Here is an 18,290-nt window from a genome sequence, read left to right on the forward strand (position 1 = left end):
CTAAGCGGGCCTGACACAATCGCAGCCATGCGCGTTTACCTGGGTGCCGACCATGCCGGTTTCGAACTGAAGAATCACGTCAAGGCCCATCTGCAGGAGGCCGGACACGACGTCGTCGACTGTGGTGCTCTCGAGTACGACGCCCTCGACGACTACCCCGCCTTCTGCATCGAGGCGGCCCGCCGCACTGTCGCCGATCCGGGCTCGCTCGGCCTGGTCTTCGGTGGCAGCGGCAACGGCGAGCAGATCGCCGCCAACAAGGTCCCCGGCGCCCGCTGCGCCCTGGCCTGGAGCGTCGAGACCGCCAAGCTGGCCCGCGAACACAACAACGCCCAGCTGATCGGCATCGGCGGCCGCATGCACACCACCGCCGAGGCGCTGGCCATCGTCGACGCGTTCCTCGCCCAGGCGTGGTCGGAAGAGCCGCGCCACCAGCGCCGCATCGACATCCTCGCCGACTACGAGAAGTCCGGCGAAGCCCCCGCGGTCCCCGCGTACTGAGGGCCACCCGCCCGACCGTGAGTTGATCGAGATCGAGGAAGGTGTGTTTCTTGCCTGAGGGGCACACCCTTCATCGCATCGCCCGCCTGCATCAGGAACGGTTCGCCGGTGGCGCCGTGCGGGTTTCGAGCCCGCAGGGGCGTTTCGCCGAGGGCGCGGCGATGGTGGACGGGCAGGTGCTCGAGTCGGCCGAGGCGGTCGGCAAGCACCTGCTGCACCACTACGCGTCCGGGCTGACGGTGCACGTGCACCTCGGGTTGTACGGCACCTTCAGCGAGGCCGAGCTGCCGATGGCGGCACCGGTCGGTCAGGTGCGGATGCGGATGCTCGGCGCCGCCACCGATTTCGGCACCGACCTGCGCGGGCCGACCGCCTGCGAGGTGCTGTTGCCGCCCGAGGTCGACGCACTGACCGCCCGCCTCGGCGCCGATCCGCTGCGGCCCGACGCCGACCACGAACGCGCGGGCGCGCGGATCCGCCGCTCCCGCCGGGCGATCGGCGCGCTGCTGATGGATCAGGCGCTGATCGCCGGCGTCGGCAACGTCTACCGCGCGGAAGTGCTCTTCCGGCACGGCATCTCGCCGTTCCGCCCCGGCACCTCGGTGAGCGCCGCCGAATGGGACGCGCTGTGGGCCGACCTCGTCGCGCTGATGCCGGTCGGTGTGGCCACCGGCCGCATGCACGTCGTGCGGCCCGAACACGACACGGGCGCACCGTCCTACGCCCAGGACCGGCCGCGCACCTACGTCTACCGCCGCCAGGGCGAGCCCTGCCGGGTGTGCGCGACCCCGATCGCGCACGGCGTCATGGACGGGCGAAACCTCTTCTGGTGCCCGACCTGCCAACCGCGCTGAGCCCGCCGGGGGTACTCGCTCTGACGTGGATGCGCTCGCCGTGCGCGCCGAACAGACTCAGGATCTCGACACTGCCGCGGCCGGCCGCGCCGAACCAGTGCGGGATCCGGCAGTCGAACTCGGCCGCCTCACCCGCGCCCATGACGAAATCGTGGTCACCGAGCCGGACCCGCAGCCGTCCACGCAGTACGTACAGCCACTCGTGGCCGTCGTGGGCGCGCGGGAACGGTTCGGCGTCGCGGGCGGGGATGACCATCTTGTAGGCCCGTGGCTTTCCGGGATGACGGGACAGCGGGATCAGCGTCCGGCCGCCGTTGTCGGTGGACTCCGGCGCCACCCGGGGATCGACGACGCGTGGCGCCGCGACGATCTCGTCGAGGCCGATGCCCAGCGCCGTCGTAATCGGCAGCAGCAGTTCGAGACTCGGCTTGCGCTGCCCCGATTCCAGCCGTGACAGCGTGCTCGTCGAGACGCCGGTGGCGCGGGCGAGCGCGGCCAGGCTGACATCGCGCTTGTCCCTGGCCCGGCGCAATCGCGGCCCGATCTGCTCGATCACCGCGCCGACGGTCGGCTGATCCTCCATCCACCCAGTGGAATCCATCCGTCCCGAAAACGGCAAGGTTCTTTGCTGAGAGAGCAAAAACGTCGCGATGCTCGTCGCGGAGGTGATCCGAGATGGATTCGACAAAGGAAACGGGCACGACGGCCCCGGCTTCGCAGTCGAGCGACCGGCTGCCGACGGGGGTATATCTGCTGGGGTTCAGCCTGTTCGCGATGGGCAGCGCCGAGTTCCTGCTCGCGGGGGTGCTTCCCGACGTCGCCCTCGATCTGGGGGTGCCGCTCGCGTCCGCGGGCCTGCTCATCACCGCGTTCGCGCTCGGCGTGGTCTTCGGTGGACCGCCGTGCGCGGTGCTCGGCCTGCGTCTGCCGCGACGGTCGGCACTATTGGTGACCCAAGCGGTGTTCGCCGCGAGTATCGCGATCGGGCTGGTCGGTGACTATCGGGTGCTGCTGATCTCGCGGGTGGTCGCCGGCGTCGCCTACGCGGGATTCTTCGCGGTCGCGTCGGTGACGGCGGTCCGGCTGGTGACCCCGGACCGCGTCGGGCGCGCGTCCGGGGTCGTGGTGAGCGGGCTCAGTGTGGCCATGGTGGTCGGCGGTCCGCTGGGGACGCTGCTGAGCCAGGTCCTCGGCTGGCGCGGCGGATTCGTCGCCGTCGTGCTGTTGACCCTCGCGGGACTGCTCGGCTGCCTGCTCGGAATACCCACGGGCGCAACGGAGTCCGGGGCCGGGCCGCAGGTGCGCCGTGAGCTCGCGGTGATGCGAACGCCCGCGCTGTGGGGGATCTACGCGATCACCATCCTGAGCACCGCGGCCTACATGATCACGTTCAACTATCTGGCGGCGCTGCTGGGGGAGGTCACCGGCATCGCGGCCGTGTGGATCCCGGCCGTCCTCGCGCTGTTCGGCATCGGCGCGTTCGTCGGCCTGTCCATCGGCGGCCGGATCGCCGACCGGCGACCGCATACCGCGCTGCTGGCCGGGACGATCGCCATCGGACTGCTGTCGGTGGTGCTCGCGGCGGCGATGGACCGGGCGTGGGTGGTGGTGCCGGCGGTCTTCGCGCTCGGCGTCGCGGCGTTCGTCCTCAATCCCGCGCTCTACCGCCGGGTGTTCACCATCGCGGCCACGGCCCCCACGCTCGCCGGGGCCACCACGGTGTCGGCGTTCCAGCTGGGGATCAGCGGCACTCCGGTGCTGGCCGCCGCCGCTCTCACGCACGGCGGCGGTCTCACCTCGGTCAGCCTGATCGGCGCGGTGCTCGCGGTCGCGGCGCTGCCGCTGATCCGGCTCGACGCGACACATCGAGCCGGATCCGAGCGCACTGCCTGACTACTGTCATCGAAAGGGGTTGAGCCGGAACGCGAAGTGCAGGCTTCGCGATCCGACTCAGCCCGCGACCGCGGTTCCCAGTTCCGGGTCGCCCGATTCGGCGAGCGCGAAACGCCGCCCGCCCGCGGATTTCGCCGAATACATCGCGCGGTCGGCGCGACGCAGCAGATCGGTGAAATCGCACGTCTTTCCCGGCGCGCAGAACGCCGTGCCCACGCTCGCCGAGACCGGTACCGGCCCCGCGCTCGACCACACCGGGTCGCGCAGCGCCGCCACCACGCGGTGCGCCAGTTCGCCGAGGGTGTCGCGCCGCGGGTTGGCGGCGACGACGAACTCGTCACCGCCGTACCGGCAGATCACCGTGTCGGGCGGGCACACCTCGCGCAACCGGTTGGCCAGTTCGACCAAGACCTCGTCGCCGATCGCGTGTCCGTAGCCGTCGTTGATCTGCTTGAACCGGTCCAGGTCGACCACCAGCACACCGACGCCGCGGGTCGGGTCGGCCGCGAAGGCCCGTACCCGTTCCTGCAGCAACGTGCGGTTGGCCAGATCGGTCAGCGCGTCGTGGGTTGCTTCGTGGCGCAAGCGGTGCTGCAGCGCGGCGATCTCCTGTACGCGCAGCGACACTTTCGCCGAGATGTTCTGTTCCTGTTGCGCGAGCGCCCGTTCCTGCAACGCCTGCGCGTAACTGTCGATGGCCTGACTGGCGACCAGCGGCCAGCGGGTGGCCACCAGCGAGCCGGGCACGCCGGAAGGGAAGCCGAGCAGCCAGCGGGTGGCGTGCGCCAGCATCCTGGTTCGTTCGAAGGGCGCCTCGGCCAGCCGGGCGCCGAGCATCCGCGCCTGTGGCACCGGGAACGGTTCGGTCCGCGCAAGATGCAGCAGCCGCTCGACGATCTCGACGAGCACCGGCTCCAACTGGTGCGGCGCCGTGGACGATCCCGGTTCGGCGCATACCGCGCGGGCCCAGGCGCGGGCCATCGCGGCGACCGGTGGCTCGATGTGGACAGTCATCGACATCACCGGCGGTAGGTGGCGACGAGCTCGCCACCTCGATCGTTCGCACTGCTACGCGGTTGAGTCCACCGAGTTCGGCACACGCTCACCGCCCCCTTTCCAGATACCCCCGTCCGGCAAAAAGGATCCTAGCAAGCCACCCGAGACCGAAAGGTCGCGTCGTAGAACGCGTTGCAGGTCTCTCGCGAATGGCGATCGGCTATGACATCGCTGCAGGCGCTCCGGCGTTACACACTTCCCGAAAAAACTTTGGGAAGACCGAAACCTGCAGCGTAGAGCCCATCTCGAGGTGGCGGTCGTTGCCATGTCATGAGGTTCCTCCTGGCCCAAGGGCGAGTCGTGACGAGGTGGCCGAGTGACCACGACTCCCCCCGACAAGGAGCCCGTCACGCGCCATTTCATGGTGGCCTACTCGCCGCCCACGTGCCAGGTTTTTAAGGAAAATTCTCCTATTTATTCCCCCGGTGGAGCAGGCGCCGGTCCCCATGGGCGCGCATCCACCATCGTGGCCGGGAGGGGGTTCGCGTGGATAGGGTCATTAGGCCCTAATCGGGCATCGGCGCCGGCGGAGTCGTCACCGCGGGGCGGGGCGCGTCGCCGTGCTCGCCGGGGGGCGGATTGGCATTTCTCGCGCGGGATTCGGTACAGTCGTGGCGCACACGACATCGTGGCGATCCCATCGATGTCGTATGCCTGCGGGTGTAGTTCAATGGTAGAACCTCAGCCTTCCAAGCTGATGGTGCGGGTTCGATTCCCGTCACCCGCTCAAACATGAATTCCCTCGACGGCGTCGCAGCCCCGAGGTCTCGGGGTGTAGCGCAGCTTGGTAGCGCATCCGCTTTGGGAGCGGAGGGTCGCAGGTTCAAATCCTGTCACCCCGACCATCACCATTCGCCCAGCTCACGGTTGTGCTAGCGCGGTAGGAGTGCACATGTCCACGGAACGCAGGGTCGCGATCGTCACCGGTGCCGCGCGGGGCATCGGCGCCGCCGTCGCCGGCAAACTCGCCGCCGACGGATTCGCCGTCGCCGTGCTCGATCTCGACGCCGCCGCCTGCGCGGACACCGTCGCCGCCATCGAGGCGGCCGGGGGCAGCGCGCTCGCCGTCGGCGCCGACGTGGCCGACGAAGCGGCCGTCGCCGCCGCGGTCGAGCGGATCGCCACCGAGCTCGGCGCGCCGACCGTGCTGATCAACAATGCCGGCGTGCTGCGTGACAACCTGCTGTTCAAGATGTCGGTGGACGACTGGGACACGGTCATGAACGTGCACCTGCGCGGTGCCTTCCTGATGACCAGGGCCGTGCAGAAGTACATGGTGGACGCGAAGTTCGGCCGCATCGTGAACCTGTCGAGCACCTCCGCGCTCGGCAATCGCGGCCAGGCCAACTACTCCGCCGCCAAGGCGGGCATGCAGGGGTTCACCAAGACCCTCGCCTTCGAGCTGGGCAAGTTCGGCGTCACCGCCAACGCGATCGCGCCCGGCTTCATCGAAACCGAGATGACCGCCGCGACCGCGGCTCGGGTCGGCGTCGACTTCGAGGCGTTCAAGCAGGCCGCCGCGGCGCAGATCCCGGTCAACCGGGTCGGCACGCCCGCCGACATCGCCAACACGGCGTCGTTCTTCGTGAGCGAGGGCGCGGGCTTCGTGTCCGGCCAGGTCATCTACGTCGCGGGTGGACCGAAGGACTGACGCGAAGGCCGGTGGGCGCGAGAAAGTTTCGCGATTTCCCGCCGCCGGTCCATCGGCGCTTTTACTGTTACCCCCGATAACGGTCGGGTGGTGACTGCTGGAGGCTGTGCGGCGTGGGGAAGTGGGCGGTTTTCGGGGCCGCGATGGTACTGGCCGGATCGATGTCGACTGGGATCGCCGGTGCGGCCGACCGAGCACTTCAACGGCAACGCCACCAGTTATTACAGCCTCCCGTTCGCCGGTGACCGCACCGCCGACCCGGCCGGCGCGCAGCTGCCGCTGAGTACCACCGCCGTGCCGTTCGTGTCGGGACTCGACGTGCGGGCGCCGGGGGAGGTGTCGGCCATCGTGGCCTTCGGCGACTCGATCACCGACGGCTATGTGTCGGCCACGGTCCTCGGCACGCCGCAGGACGGCGGCGTGATCGATCAGAACGTGCGCTATCCGGATTTCCTGCAGCGCCGACTCGACGCCGCGGGCAAGCCGTTCAGCGTGCTCAACGCGGGGATCTCGGGGAACCGGGTCACCCGCGACGGATTCATCCCGCAGTTCGGACCGAACGCGGGCGCCAGGCTACAGGCCGACGTCATCGACAAGGCCGGGGTCGGTGATGTCATCGTGCTCGAGGGCATCAACGATCTGGGTATCCCGATCGGCGCCGGCTACGACGAGGTCGTTGCCGGATACACCGGCCTGATCCAGCGACTGCACGCCGCCGGACTGCGCGTGCACCTGGGCACCATCCTGCCGACGAGCAACGCGCTGCTCGACGGGATGGTCACCCTGCCGTACGCGAATCCGGTGCGGCAGCGGATCAACGCGTGGATCCGCACCCAGCGACTGTCCGACAGCGTGGTGGATTTCGATGCGGCGCTGCGTGATCCGGCGAACCCGGACGTCCTCGATCCCCGCTACGCCGGCCCGGACAACCTGCACCCCAACGCCGCGGGCTATCGGGCGATGGCCGAGGCGATCGACCTCGACCGGTTCACCCCGAGCTGCGGCTGACGCCTCAGGCGCAGCGGAACCGGAATTCGGTGCTCACCTGCGTGCCCGCGGCGACCTGCAGCCGCACCGGCGCGGTGTCGGCGAGCGCGCACCCACCGGGCACGGTGATCACCTTCGCCTCGTAGCAGCCGTCGGGCAGCGCCGCGGTGGCGCGGCCGTCGGCGCCGCTGGTCAGGGTCGTGACGACCGGACTCTCGCCGCAGCGGGTCACCGTGATCTCGGCGCGGTTGACGGGGATCGGGTCGCGGCCGGTGAAGGCCAGCACGGTGAGCGTCCCGGCGGTGCCCGGCGGCGCCGGATCGGCGGCGACCGGCCCCGCCCCGACCAGCGGACAGAGTACGGACAGGGCGAGCAACGTTCGGCGCATGAACCTCTCCTCATCGATGAGTCGGGTCGTCCGCTGCGATGTTAAGCCGGTTTCGCCGGGTGGCGGCCCGCTCGCCCGGGATGTCGAGTTGACGATTCGGCGACGATCCTCCCGGGCGCGCTGCCCGGACACCGGCCCGCCGATGTGCCACCATCGATCGGTGAGTTACGTCGCCGATCCGCGCGTCGACGCCTACATCGACGCGCTCCCGACCTGGCAGCAGGCGATCTGCCACCAGGTGCGCGATCTCGTCCACGCCGTGGACCCCGAGGTCGTCGAGACCGTGAAGCGCCGTGTGCAGCCCTACTTCGTGCTCGACGGCAACATCTGCGCCCTGCTGGCCGCCAAGACGCACGTCAACATCTTCCTCTACGACGGGGCCATCGTCCCCGACCCGGACAACATCATCACCGGCGGGCACGACAACAAGACCGCCCGCACCGTCGCCGTCTACGAGGGCCAGACCCTCAACGAACGCGCCCTGGGCAAGATGCTGAAACAGATCATCGCCGACAACCGCGCCGGCGGCTGGCGCAAGATCAAACAGGACCGCGGCGAGGCCTAGCTGCCGGGGGTGATGCCGGCCCGCTCGCTCCAGATCTTCTCGGCGGGAACGGAGATCGTGGTCAGTTCGGGGTAGCGCAGGGCGGACAGGGTGCCGCCGAAGACGGCGCCGGTGTCCAGGCAGAGGGTGTTGTTGACCCAGGTCAGGGTGGTAACGGGGGTGTGGCCGTAGAGGACGGTCGCGGCGCCGCGGTAGTCCTGGGCCCAGTCGTAGCGGATGGGCAGGCCGTGCTCGTCGAAGTCGCCGGTGGGCGAGCCGTAGAGCGCGAAGGAGCGGGCGCGCCCGGAGGTGCTGCCGTGCAGGCTCTCCGGGAGGCCGGCATGGGCGACGACCAGCCTGCCGCGGTCGAGCAGATAGTGGCTGGGCAGCTCGCGCAGGAACGTGTGTGCGGCGGTGCGGAATTCGGCGTCCTCGTCGGCCAGCTGGGCCAGGGACAGTTCGAGTCCGTGGGCGACGCGGACATTGCGGCCGTCGAGCGCGCGCATCAGTTTGTACTCGTGGTTGCCGGTGACGCACAGCGCGGTGCGCGCGGCGACCATGCCCATCGCCAGGCGCAAGACGCCGGGAGTGTCGGGACCGCGATCGACGAGATCGCCGACGAAGACCACCGTGCGCGCCCGCGGATGCGCGGCGCCGACGGCCCGGCCGCGCTCGTCGCGCTCGATCGTGTAGCCGAGTTCGCCCAGCAGCGTTTCCAGCTCGCCGCGGCAACCGTGGACATCGCCGATCACGTCGAAGGGTCCGGTGAGGTCGCGACGATCGCGAGGGAGGGTGTCGGGGCGGCGGGGCTCGGTCATCGACTCCATCGTCGTGCAGCCCAGCCCCGCGCCGCAACCGCGTTACGTCACAGTGGGGACCGCGGCCTCGGGCCAGACCCAGTTCGCGACGACCGGGATGTCCTCGCCGTGCTCCCTGGTCCAGCGGCGCGCGATCAGCCGGGCGTCGACCATCTCCTGGCGCAGCCCGGCGGCCCGCCCGCGCAGGCCCGGCACCCGATCGATCACGTCGAGCACGAGGTGGAAGCGGTCGAGGTCGTTGAGCATCACCATGTCGAAAGGCGTGGTGGTGGTGCCCTTCTCCTTGTATCCGCGCACGTGCAGTTCGGCGTGGTTGGTGCGGCGGTAGGTGAGGCGGTGAACCAGCCAGGGGTAACCGTGGAAGGCGAAGATCACCGGCCGGTCGGTGGTGAACAGCGCGTCGAACTCGGCGTCGGGCAGGCCGTGCGGATGCTCGTCGGCGGGCAGCAGCCGCATCAGGTCGACGACGTTGACCACCCGGATCCGCAGGTCGGGGAGGCGATCGCGAAGAATCGCCGCGGCGGCGAGGGTCTCCAGAGTGGGGATGTCGCCGGCGCAGCCGAGCACCACGTCGGGGGTGGTGCCGGGTTCGTCGTTGTGGCAGGCCCACTCCCAGATGCCGACCCCACGGGCACAGTGCAGCGCGGCCTCCGACACCGAAAGCCAGTCCGGCCCCGGCTGTTTGCCCGCGACGACGACATTGGCGTAGTGCCGCGAGCGCAGGCAGTGGTCATAGGTGGACAGCAGCGTGTTCGCGTCCGGCGGCAGATACACCCGCACGATCTCGGGACTCTTGTTCGCCACGACATCGAGGAAACCCGGGTCCTGGTGGGTGAATCCGTTGTGATCCTGGCGCCACACGTGCGAGGTGAGCAAGTAGTTCAGGCTGGGGATCTTGCGCCGCCACGGCACCGCCAGACTGGCGTCGAGCCACTTGGCGTGCTGGTTGAACATGGCGTCGACGATGTGGATGAACGCCTCGTAGCAGGTGAACACCCCGTGGCGGCCGGTCAGCAGGTAACCCTCCAGCAGGCCCTGGCACATGTGCTCGGAGAGCACCTCCACGGCACGGCCGGTCGGGGACAGGTCGACGTCCCAGCGGCCCACCTCGGCCTGCCAGTCCCGCCCGGTCACCTCGAGAATGTCCTGCAGCCGATTGCTGACCAGTTCGTCGGGGGCGAGGGTGAGGAAATTGTGCGGATTGCGCACGGTGACATCGCGCAGCCAGCCGCCCAGCACCCGGGTCGCCTCGTGCGGGCCCGAGCCCGGCTGCTCGACGGCGACGCCGTAGTCGCGCCAGTCCGGCAGGTCCAGGTCGCGCACGAGCAGTCCGCCGTTGGCGACCGGGTTCAGGCTCATCGGCCGTTCGGGGATCTGGGCGAGTACGGCGGGGACCGGGGCGCCGTGCTCGTCGAACAGTTCCTCGGGCCGGTACGAGCGCAGCCACTGCTCCAGCACGTGCCGGTGCCGCGGGTCGGTGCGGGCGGCGGGCAAGGGCACCTGGTGCGCGCGGAAGGTGCCCTCGACCTGCTTACCGTCGACGACCGGCGGGCAGGTCCAGCCCTTCGGGGTGTGCAGCACGATCATCGGCCAGCGCGGCCGGGTGGTGTCGCCGTCCTCGCGGGCCGCGCGCTGGAATCCGGCGATGCGATCCAGGCAGGTGTCCATCGCGGCGGCCAGTGCCTGGTGCACCGGGGCGGGATCGTCGCCCGAGACGATCAGCGGTTCGTAGCCGTAGCCGCGCAGCAGCGAGATCAGCTCGTCGGTGGGGATGCGGGCGAAGATGGTCGGATTGGCGATCTTGTACTCGTTGAGCGCCAGGATCGGCACCACCGCGCCGTCGCGGCCCGCGTTGAGGAATTTGTTCGCGTGCCAGCTGCCCGCCAGCGGGCCGGTCTCGGCCTCGCCGTCGCCGATCACGCAGAACACGGTCAGCTCGGGATGGTCGAGCGCGGCGCCGTACGCGTGCAGCAGGCTGTAGCCGAGTTCGCCGCCCTCGTGGAACGAGCCGGGGGTCTCCGGCGCGCAGTGGCTGGGCACGCCGCCGGGGAAGGAGAACTGGTGGAACAGCCTGCGCATGCCGTGGCCGTCGCGGGCGATGTCGGGGTAGAGCTCGGCGTAGGCGCCTTCCAGCCAGGCACAGGCGTTCGGGCCGGGGCCGCCGTGGCCGGGACCGGCCACATACACCGCGTTCAGTCCGCGCGCGCGGATCACCCGGTTCGCGTGCGCCCACACCAGATTCAGGCCGGGCACGGTGCCGAAGTGGCCGAGCAGGCGCGGTTTGATGTCGTCCGCGCGCAGAGGTTCGCGCAGCAGCGGATTGTTCATCAGATAGATCTGGCCGACCGCGAGATAGTTCGACGCCCGCCACCAGGTGTCGACGGCGACGAGTTCGTCGCGCGAGAGCGGGCCGGGGGCATCGGTGAGGACATAGGGCTGCGGGGCGATGGTCTCGCCGTCCCCGCCGCCCACGTCGTCGGCGGCGGTATCGGCATCGAGATCGCTGGTCCGGGTCATCGCGGACTCTCCTCGTAGTCGGTGAGCTGCGGCGTAGTCGGTGAGCTGCGGCGCCGTCCGCGCCGACGGGACCTGCCCGGGGCACCGATCGGGTACTCGGCGACACCGGTGGAGAACGCACCGCCGAGCCTACCGCCGTGCCGGTACCCGGCGCCGTACACGCGGTCTATTACTGTGCGGGCCATGCATTCTCTCGGCAGGATCATCGGCATCGGACTCGTCGCGGCCGCCGCGATCGCGACAGCGGCCTGCGGCTCGGACTCGGATTCGGCGAGCTCGCCGAGCAGCAGCACCGCCGCCGGCCAGTCCACGGCGAGCAAGGGCCGCGAATGCACCGCCGACGACATCGAGGTCAGCGGTGGCTACGGCGACGCGCCGGAGATCACCATCCCCGACTCCTGTGACCCGCCCACGACGCTGATCGTCAAGGACCTGGTCGCGGGCAACGGTCCCGGCGCGGTCGCGGGTCAGCCGCTGACCATGAACTACGCGCTGGTCACCTGGTCGGACAAGCAGACCCTGGACAGCTCGTTCAAGCGCGGCAAGCCGTTCCAGCTGACCCTCGGCGCCGGCCAGGTCATCGAGGGCTGGGACCAGGGCCTGCTCGGTGTGCAGCAGGGCGCGCGCCGGCTGCTGATCGTGCCGCCGAACCTCGGCTACGGCGCGGGCGGCAACGGCGTCGCGCCGAACGAGACCCTGGTCTTCGTCACCGACGCGGTGCAGGTCGGCCGCTAGCCGCCGCCCAAACAACCGCCGATTGCACGACCGCGAAGGCGGTCAACTACCCTGGTCGGGATGCGTGCGCCGCACCCGGTCAGGGTGCGACGTCCCATGCGGGGACACCACTGAACTACGAACCAAGGAGCATGTCCGTGAAGAGCACCGTCGAGCAGCTGAGCCCGACCCGGGTCCGGATCAACGTCGAGGTGCCCTTCGAGGAGCTGAAGCCCGACTTCGACAAGGCGTACAAGGCGCTGGCCCAGCAGGTCCGCATCCCCGGCTTCCGTCCGGGCAAGGCTCCGGCCAAGCTGATCGAGACCCGCGTCGGCCGTGGCGCCGTGCTGGAGCAGGTCGTCAACGACGCGCTGCCGGGTCGCTACGCCGAGGCCGTGCAGTCCGCCGAGGTCAAGGTCATCGGCCAGCCCGAGATCGAGATCACCAAGATCGAGGACGGCGAAGAGCTGGCGTTCACCGCCGAGGTCGACGTGCGCCCCGAGATCGCGCTGCCGGACTACTCGGGCCTCGAGGTCACCGTCGACGCGTTCACCATCGAGGACGCCGACATCGAGCAGCAGCTCACCTCGCTGCGTCAGCGCTTCGGCACCCTGACCGGTGTCGAGCGCGCCGTGCAGGACGGCGACTTCGTCTCGATCGACCTGTCGGCCACCGTCGACGGCGAGGACGTCCCGGAGGCGGCCACCACCGGTCTGTCGCACGAGGTCGGTTCGGGTCAGCTGATCGAGGGCCTCGACGAGGCGATCACCGGTCTGTCGGCCGGCGAGTCGAAGGAGTTCACCTCCACCCTGGTCGCCGGCGAGCACGCCGGTAAGGAAGCCGTCATCACCGTCACCGTGCAGTCGGTGAAGGAGCGCGAGCTGCCCGAGGCCGACGACGAGTTCGCCCAGCTGGCCAGCGAGTTCGACACCATCGACGAGCTCAAGGAAGACCTGAAGGGCCGCGTCGAGCGCGTCAAGAAGGTCGAGCAGGCCGGTCAGATCCGCGACAAGGTGCTCGACACCCTGCTCGAGACCGTCGAGGTTCCGCTGCCCGAGGCCGTCGTCAAGGCCGAGGTCGACGCGGTGCTGCACGACGCCGTCCACGGCTTCGACCACGACGAGGCCAAGCTGGCCGAGGCGCTCGAGGCGCAGGGCTCCTCTCGCGAGGAGTTCGACAAGGACACCCAGGAAGCCGCCGAGAAGTCGGTCAAGACCCAGCTGCTGCTCGACGCCATCGCCGAGGCCGAGAACACCCAGGTCGGCCAGCAGGAGCTGACCGAGCGAATCCTGTTCCAGGCCCAGCGTTACGGCATGTCGCCGGAGCAGTTCATCCAGCAGGTGCAGCAGGCCGGTCAGCTCGGCGCGGTGTTCGCCGACGTCCGTCGCGGCAAGGCGCTGGCCGGTGTCGTCGGCCAGGTGAAGGTCACCGACTCCGAGGGCAACGTGGTCGACACCACCGAAATGTTCGGTGACCCTGCGGATTCCGCCGAGACCGAGCAGGTCGAGGCCGCCGCCGAATAAGTTTTGTGATGCCGGTGTGACCGGTACCCCACCGAGGGTGCTTGGATTGCGCTGTGAGCGAAGAAGGGCGGTACCGGGAGTTCGGTGCCGCCCTGCTTCGTTACTGTTTGTGACGACGAACCGTATGGCCGTAGCAATCGGTGAGAAGAGAAGGCAGGTATCCGTGACAATCAACCAGGCAGGGGTCATGACAGCCGCTACTGCTGGTCTCAACCTCAGTGATTCGGTGTACGAGCGGCTGCTGCGCGAGCGCATCATCTTCCTCGGCACCCAGGTCGACGATGACATCGCGAACAAGCTGTGCGCGCAGATCCTGCTGCTCTCGGCCGAGGACCCGACCAAGGACATCTCGCTCTACATCAACTCCCCGGGTGGCTCGGTCACCGCGGGTATGGCCATCTACGACACGATGCAGTTCGCCGAGTGCGACATCAAGACCGTCGCGATGGGTCTGGCCGCGTCGATGGGGCAGTTCCTGCTGACCGCGGGCACCAAGGGCAAGCGTTTCGCGCTGCCGCACACCCGGATCATGATGCACCAGCCGTCGGCAGGCATCGGTGGTTCGGCGGCCGACATCGCGATCATGGCCGAGCAGTTCGCCCACACCAAGCGCGAGCTCAACGAGCTGCAGTCGCTGCACACCGGCAAGTCGGTGGAGCAGGTGACCGAGGACGCGGACCGCGACCGCTGGTTCACGGCGAAGGAAGCCCTCGAATACGGCTTCATCGACCACGTGGTCACCCACGCGAACCAGGCGAAGTAACGCCGCCGTCCCCCCTCACTCGAGACAAGCTTGGAGATAAAGATGGCCAACCTCTTCGACCCGCGCGCCGGACATGGCGGCTCCGCTGCGGGCCTCCCGCAGGCGCGCTACATCCTGCCGCAGTTCACCGAGCAGACCTCGTTCGGTGTCAAGACGTCGGACCCGTACAACAAGCTCTTCGAAGAGCGCATCATCTTCCTGGGCAACCAGGTCGACGACGTGTCGGCGAACGACATCATGGCGCAGCTGCTGGTGCTGGAGTCCCAGGACCCCGACCGCGACATCACCATGTACATCAACTCGCCCGGTGGCTCGTTCACCGCGCTGATGGCGATCTACGACACCATGCAGTACGTCCGCCCCGACGTGGTGACGGTCTGCCTGGGTCAGGCCGCCTCGGCCGCTGCGGTGCTGCTGGCCGCCGGTGCCCCCGGCAAGCGCGCCGCGCTGCCCAACGCGCGCATCCTGATCCACCAGCCGTCCTCGGGCGGCGTGCAGGGCCAGGTGTCCGACCTCGAGATCGCCGCGGCCGAGATCGAGCGCATGCGGCGCCTGATGGAAGTCACCATCTCGCGCCACACCGGCAAGTCCGAGGAGCAGGTCCGCAAGGACACCGACCGCGACAAGATCCTGACCGCCGAGGAAGCCAAGGAATACGGCATCGTCGACCAGGTCTTCGACTACCGGAAGCTCAGCGGGCAGAAGTGACACGCCCGGGCCCGTCGCCCGATCTGGGCGGCGGGCCCACCATTTTTCGACCGTGGGCCTCACAATGGTGAGAACCCGCACAACGCTTCACAGAAACATGCGCGAGTTGTCGACCTCTCTCGCGCACACCAGGTACGGTCGACTCAGGGACCATTGCTCTGATTGACGGCACCGAAACGTATTTCCGGCCCAATCGGGGGACGACGGTCGCACTCGGACAAGGAAGTAGGGACCTACGAGATGGCGCGCATCGGAGACGGCGGCGATCTGCTCAAGTGCTCGTTCTGCGGAAAGAGCCAGAAGCAGGTCAAGAAGCTCATTGCGGGCCCCGGGGTCTATATCTGCGACGAGTGCATCGACCTCTGCAACGAGATCATCGAAGAAGAGCTGGCCGAGTCGAGCGAGGTCAAGCTCGACGAGCTGCCCAAGCCCTCGGAGATCCGGGATTTCCTGGAGAACTACGTCATCGGCCAGGACACGGCCAAGCGCACGCTCGCGGTGGCGGTCTACAACCACTACAAGCGCATTCAGGCCGGCGACAAGGGCCGCGACAGCCGCGGCGAGACCGTCGAGCTGGCCAAGTCGAACATTCTGATGCTCGGCCCCACCGGCTGCGGTAAGACCTACCTCGCGCAGACGCTGGCGAAGATGCTGAACGTGCCGTTCGCCATCGCCGACGCCACCGCGCTCACCGAGGCGGGCTACGTGGGCGAGGATGTCGAGAACATCCTGCTGAAGCTGATCCAGGCCGCCGACTACGACGTCAAGCGCGCCGAGACCGGCATCATCTACATCGACGAGGTCGACAAGATCGCCCGCAAGAGCGAGAACCCGTCGATCACCCGCGATGTGTCCGGCGAGGGTGTGCAGCAGGCGCTGCTGAAGATCCTGGAGGGCACCCAGGCGAGTGTGCCGCCGCAGGGCGGTCGCAAGCACCCGCACCAGGAGTTCATCCAGATCGACACCACCAACGTGCTGTTCATCGTGGCGGGCGCGTTCGCGGGCCTGGAGAAGATCATCTCCGACCGCACCGGCCACCGTGGCATCGGCTTCGGCGCCGAGGTCCGCTCCAAGGCCGAGGTCGACACCGACGACCATTTCGCCGACGTGATGCCCGAGGACCTGATCAAGTTCGGTCTGATCCCCGAGTTCATCGGCCGCCTGCCGGTCGTCGCCTCGGTGACCAACCTGGACAAGGAATCGCTGGTCAAGATCCTCTCGGAGCCGAAGAACGCGCTGGTCAAGCAGTACGTGCGCCTCTTCGAGATGGATGGCGTCGACCTGGAGTTCACCACCGACGCCCTCGAAGCGGTCGCCGACCAGGCGATTCTGCGTGGCACCGGCGCTCGTGGCCTGCGCGCCATCATGGAGGAAGTCCTGCTCCCGGTGATGTACGACATCCCGGGCCGCGACGACGTCGCCAAGGTGGTCGTCAACGCCGACACCGTCACCGAGAACGTCCTTCCGACGATCGTCCCCCGCAAGACCCAGCGCACCGAGCGCCGCGAGAAGTCGGCGTAGCGCCCACACAGGCACACGAGAGCGGGCCCGTACTCCGGTGAGGAGTACGGGCCCGCTCTCGTGTGGTGACTAGCTCTCGCGGAAGGCGGGGGCCGCGGAGAGGAGGTCCTCGGCGTCGTCGGTGGGGATTTCGGCGGAGGCGCGAGCGATGGCGGTGCTGTAGCGAGCGCTGGCGGCGTTGTGGATCATCAGGGCCACGCCGATCATGACGGGGGCCACGGCATGCACGGCGGCGTCGTACCAGTGCTTGGCGCTCAGGTGGGGGTAGGTGTTGAGGGCGATGGTGAGCGAGAGCAGGAACAGCTCGGCGACCAAGACCTGGGTCCGGTTGCCCATCACGCCCCACTCGGCGACACGGGTCGTGCCGATCATGATGATGACCAGGCAGACGCTGATCATGGCCTCCAGGCCGAAGCTGGCCCAGTAGAGCGGGTCGCTCGGCCCGCCGGGGGCGATGTTGTGCTGGACGTTCACCGCCGACCACAGCATGCCGGCGATGACCACGCCGGCCAACGCGCGCAACGACCAGGTGCGGTGCTGGTAGAGCGAGGCCAGCCGGGCACGCGGGTTGGATTCGCGGCGCTGGGCGGCGATGGCCTTGCGGGCCAGCATCACGTCCGCCATCTCGGCCCGCTCCATCTCGGCGGTGGTCTCGCGCAGCCGGTCGGCGTGGGTGGAGGCGGCCTTGATCTGCTTCCAGCGCTGGTCGCGCTCGTAGGTGCGGATCTTCTCGGCCAGCTCGCGCTCGGCGCGGAGCTCGTCCTCGGACAGGGCGTCGGTCAGGGCCGGATCGGACTGGTAGGCGATGCGCCGCCTGGCCCGTTCGACCCGGACAGGCAACGCAACGACCTCGTCATCGAGCGGGTGTTCCTCGCGCATCGCAACTCCAGTAAGCAAAGGGTTCGCCGGGTCGCGTCATTCTTGCGCATAGAGCGGGGGAGAGCACAACCGCGGGCCGCATTTCTCGCCGACCCGCCGATGCCGGAAACGTCTGGCGCACAACTGTGTAGCTGTTACCGCACTCGCACGGGGAGACGGTGACGACCGGTGACCGGTCGCGCCCGGGTCGAGGAGCTTCGTTGATCCTCCGTGGTTCGCCGTTGAACCTTGGTCCCGTTTTGTGCTTCTGCTGATGTTTCGTCGCAGCTGGGCGCGGTGTTACGTGGATCACCCGGCGGAGAAGTCGCCGTACTTCGGGGCCCCGTCGGCGCGGTAGCTCGCGATGAGCACGCCGGTGGACGTGGTGCGCGAGTCGGTGAGGGCGAACCCGGTGGGGCGCACCGTCTCGGTGAACAGTCTCTTGCCGCTGCCGAGCATCACCGGGAAGGTCAGCAGGTTCATCGTGTCGACGAGACCGGCCGCGAGCAGGGTCTGGGCGAGTACGCCGCTGCCGTGCATCTGCAATTCCCGGCCGGGGCGATCCTTGAGCGCCGTCACCGCGGCCACGATGTCGCCGTGCAGCAACTCGGTGCCCGCCCAGTCCGCCTCGGTGCGGGTGGTCGTGGCGACGTATTTCGGCAGGGCGTTGAGCTTGGTGGCCACCGGGTTGTCCGGGTCGTCGATCTTCGGCCAGTAGGCCGCGAAGATGTCGTAGGTGCGCCTGCCCAGCAGGAACGCGTCGACCCGGTCGAACACCGAGTCCATGAAGACGCCGAAGTCGTCGTCGGCGAACGGGGCCGACCAGCCGCCGTGGGTGAAGCCGTCGACGGTATCCTCCTCCGGCCCGCCCGGCGCTTGGTAGACACCGTCGATGGTGAGGAACTGGGTCAGGGAGAGCTCCATGGCGACCGTCCTTTCGTCCGTTTCGTCCGTCTTGCAGGTCGTTCACCCATTACGACGGGCCCAGCACGCA

The 18,290-nt window shown here is 68.8% G+C and carries 18 protein-coding genes and 2 tRNA genes; 13 read left to right on the forward strand and 7 right to left on the reverse strand.

Going from position 1 to position 18,290, the window contains the following annotated elements; translation table 11 throughout:
- Positions 1–27: 27 nt before the first annotated feature.
- Positions 28–501: a ribose-5-phosphate isomerase gene (locus tag ACIO52_RS16545; RefSeq protein WP_019045753.1), complete on the forward strand. Its 474-nt coding sequence runs from the start codon at positions 28–30 to the stop codon at positions 499–501.
- 50 nt (positions 502–551) lie between these two features.
- A complete protein-coding gene (locus ACIO52_RS16550; protein ID WP_218721490.1) occupies positions 552–1,355 on the forward strand; it encodes an Fpg/Nei family DNA glycosylase in 804 nt (267 codons plus the stop codon).
- Here ACIO52_RS16550 and ACIO52_RS16555 read toward each other — a convergent pair.
- Entirely contained in the window at positions 1,306–1,938 is a 633-nt protein-coding gene (locus ACIO52_RS16555; RefSeq protein WP_316573860.1) for an XRE family transcriptional regulator, read from the reverse strand. The genes ACIO52_RS16550 and ACIO52_RS16555 overlap by 50 nt on opposite strands.
- A gap of 92 nt (positions 1,939–2,030) precedes the next feature.
- Here ACIO52_RS16555 and ACIO52_RS16560 point away from each other — a divergent pair, with 92 nt between their 5' ends.
- Positions 2,031–3,248, forward strand: a complete 1,218-nt coding sequence (locus ACIO52_RS16560) for an MFS transporter (protein ID WP_402644695.1) — start codon at positions 2,031–2,033, stop codon at positions 3,246–3,248.
- 57 nt (positions 3,249–3,305) lie between these two features.
- Here ACIO52_RS16560 and ACIO52_RS16565 read toward each other — a convergent pair whose 3' ends face one another.
- Positions 3,306–4,262: a GGDEF domain-containing protein gene (locus ACIO52_RS16565; RefSeq protein WP_110039617.1), complete on the reverse strand. Its 957-nt coding sequence runs from the start codon at positions 4,260–4,262 to the stop codon at positions 3,306–3,308.
- Between the two features lie 698 nt (positions 4,263–4,960).
- Here ACIO52_RS16565 and ACIO52_RS16570 point away from each other — a divergent pair.
- The 4 genes from ACIO52_RS16570 to ACIO52_RS16585 all read left to right on the forward strand — a co-directional run bounded on the left by ACIO52_RS16570 (position 4,961) and on the right by ACIO52_RS16585 (position 6,963).
- Positions 4,961–5,031 (forward strand) — tRNA-Gly (locus ACIO52_RS16570).
- A gap of 41 nt (positions 5,032–5,072) precedes the next feature.
- Positions 5,073–5,149: transfer RNA gene (locus ACIO52_RS16575), tRNA-Pro, on the forward strand.
- A gap of 47 nt (positions 5,150–5,196) precedes the next feature.
- The gene (gene fabG / locus ACIO52_RS16580; RefSeq protein ID WP_218721487.1) at positions 5,197–5,955 is read left to right on the forward strand and encodes a 3-oxoacyl-ACP reductase FabG; all 759 of its coding nucleotides are present in this window, start codon (positions 5,197–5,199) and stop codon (positions 5,953–5,955) included.
- Between the two features lie 180 nt (positions 5,956–6,135).
- Entirely contained in the window at positions 6,136–6,963 is an 828-nt protein-coding gene (locus ACIO52_RS16585; protein WP_402644699.1) for a GDSL-type esterase/lipase family protein, read from the forward strand.
- A 4-nt stretch (positions 6,964–6,967) separates the two neighbouring features.
- Here ACIO52_RS16585 and ACIO52_RS16590 read toward each other — a convergent pair whose 3' ends face one another.
- On the reverse strand, positions 6,968–7,330 hold the full coding sequence (locus ACIO52_RS16590; protein ID WP_218721485.1) for a hypothetical protein: 363 nt from the start codon (positions 7,328–7,330) through the stop codon (positions 6,968–6,970).
- 160 nt (positions 7,331–7,490) lie between these two features.
- Between ACIO52_RS16590 and ACIO52_RS16595 the strand changes: the two genes are divergently transcribed.
- Positions 7,491–7,895, forward strand: a complete 405-nt coding sequence (locus ACIO52_RS16595) for a DUF1801 domain-containing protein (protein WP_402644702.1) — start codon at positions 7,491–7,493, stop codon at positions 7,893–7,895.
- Here the strand turns inward: ACIO52_RS16595 and ACIO52_RS16600 are convergent.
- Entirely contained in the window at positions 7,892–8,692 is an 801-nt protein-coding gene (locus ACIO52_RS16600) for a metallophosphoesterase (protein ID WP_308248664.1), read from the reverse strand. The genes ACIO52_RS16595 and ACIO52_RS16600 overlap by 4 nt on opposite strands.
- Before the next feature lie 42 nt (positions 8,693–8,734).
- Positions 8,735–11,209, reverse strand: a complete 2,475-nt coding sequence (locus ACIO52_RS16605; RefSeq protein WP_218721482.1) for a phosphoketolase — start codon at positions 11,207–11,209, stop codon at positions 8,735–8,737.
- A gap of 183 nt (positions 11,210–11,392) precedes the next feature.
- Here ACIO52_RS16605 and ACIO52_RS16610 point away from each other — a divergent pair, with 183 nt between their 5' ends.
- From ACIO52_RS16610 to clpX, 5 genes are all read left to right on the forward strand, one after another.
- Positions 11,393–11,944: an FKBP-type peptidyl-prolyl cis-trans isomerase gene (locus ACIO52_RS16610; protein WP_218721481.1), complete on the forward strand. Its 552-nt coding sequence runs from the start codon at positions 11,393–11,395 to the stop codon at positions 11,942–11,944.
- Positions 11,945–12,081: 137 nt separating this feature from the next.
- A complete protein-coding gene (gene tig, locus ACIO52_RS16615) occupies positions 12,082–13,446 on the forward strand; it encodes a trigger factor (protein ID WP_218721480.1) in 1,365 nt (454 codons plus the stop codon).
- A 187-nt stretch (positions 13,447–13,633) separates the two neighbouring features.
- Positions 13,634–14,209 carry an ATP-dependent Clp protease proteolytic subunit gene (locus ACIO52_RS16620; protein ID WP_030202569.1) on the forward strand — a complete coding sequence of 192 codons (576 nt, stop codon included), beginning with the start codon at positions 13,634–13,636 and terminating at the stop codon, positions 14,207–14,209.
- A gap of 42 nt (positions 14,210–14,251) precedes the next feature.
- Positions 14,252–14,917, forward strand: a complete 666-nt coding sequence (locus tag ACIO52_RS16625) for an ATP-dependent Clp protease proteolytic subunit (protein ID WP_218721479.1) — start codon at positions 14,252–14,254, stop codon at positions 14,915–14,917.
- Positions 14,918–15,157: 240 nt separating this feature from the next.
- Entirely contained in the window at positions 15,158–16,438 is a 1,281-nt protein-coding gene (gene clpX / locus ACIO52_RS16630) for an ATP-dependent Clp protease ATP-binding subunit ClpX (RefSeq protein ID WP_218721478.1), read from the forward strand.
- A 69-nt stretch (positions 16,439–16,507) separates the two neighbouring features.
- Here the strand turns inward: clpX and ACIO52_RS16635 are convergent, their stop codons facing one another.
- Together ACIO52_RS16635 and ACIO52_RS16640 are read right to left on the reverse strand one after the other, a co-directional pair.
- On the reverse strand, positions 16,508–17,317 hold the full coding sequence (locus ACIO52_RS16635) for a hypothetical protein (protein ID WP_218721477.1): 810 nt from the start codon (positions 17,315–17,317) through the stop codon (positions 16,508–16,510).
- Between the two features lie 288 nt (positions 17,318–17,605).
- Positions 17,606–18,220, reverse strand: coding sequence for a dihydrofolate reductase family protein (locus ACIO52_RS16640; RefSeq protein WP_402644710.1), 615 nt, complete (start codon positions 18,218–18,220; stop codon positions 17,606–17,608).
- Between the last annotated feature and the right edge of the window lie 70 nt (positions 18,221–18,290).

The organism is Nocardia sp. NPDC087230 (assembly GCF_044744725.1).
GTDB lineage: Bacteria > Actinomycetota > Actinomycetes > Mycobacteriales > Mycobacteriaceae > Nocardia > Nocardia canadensis.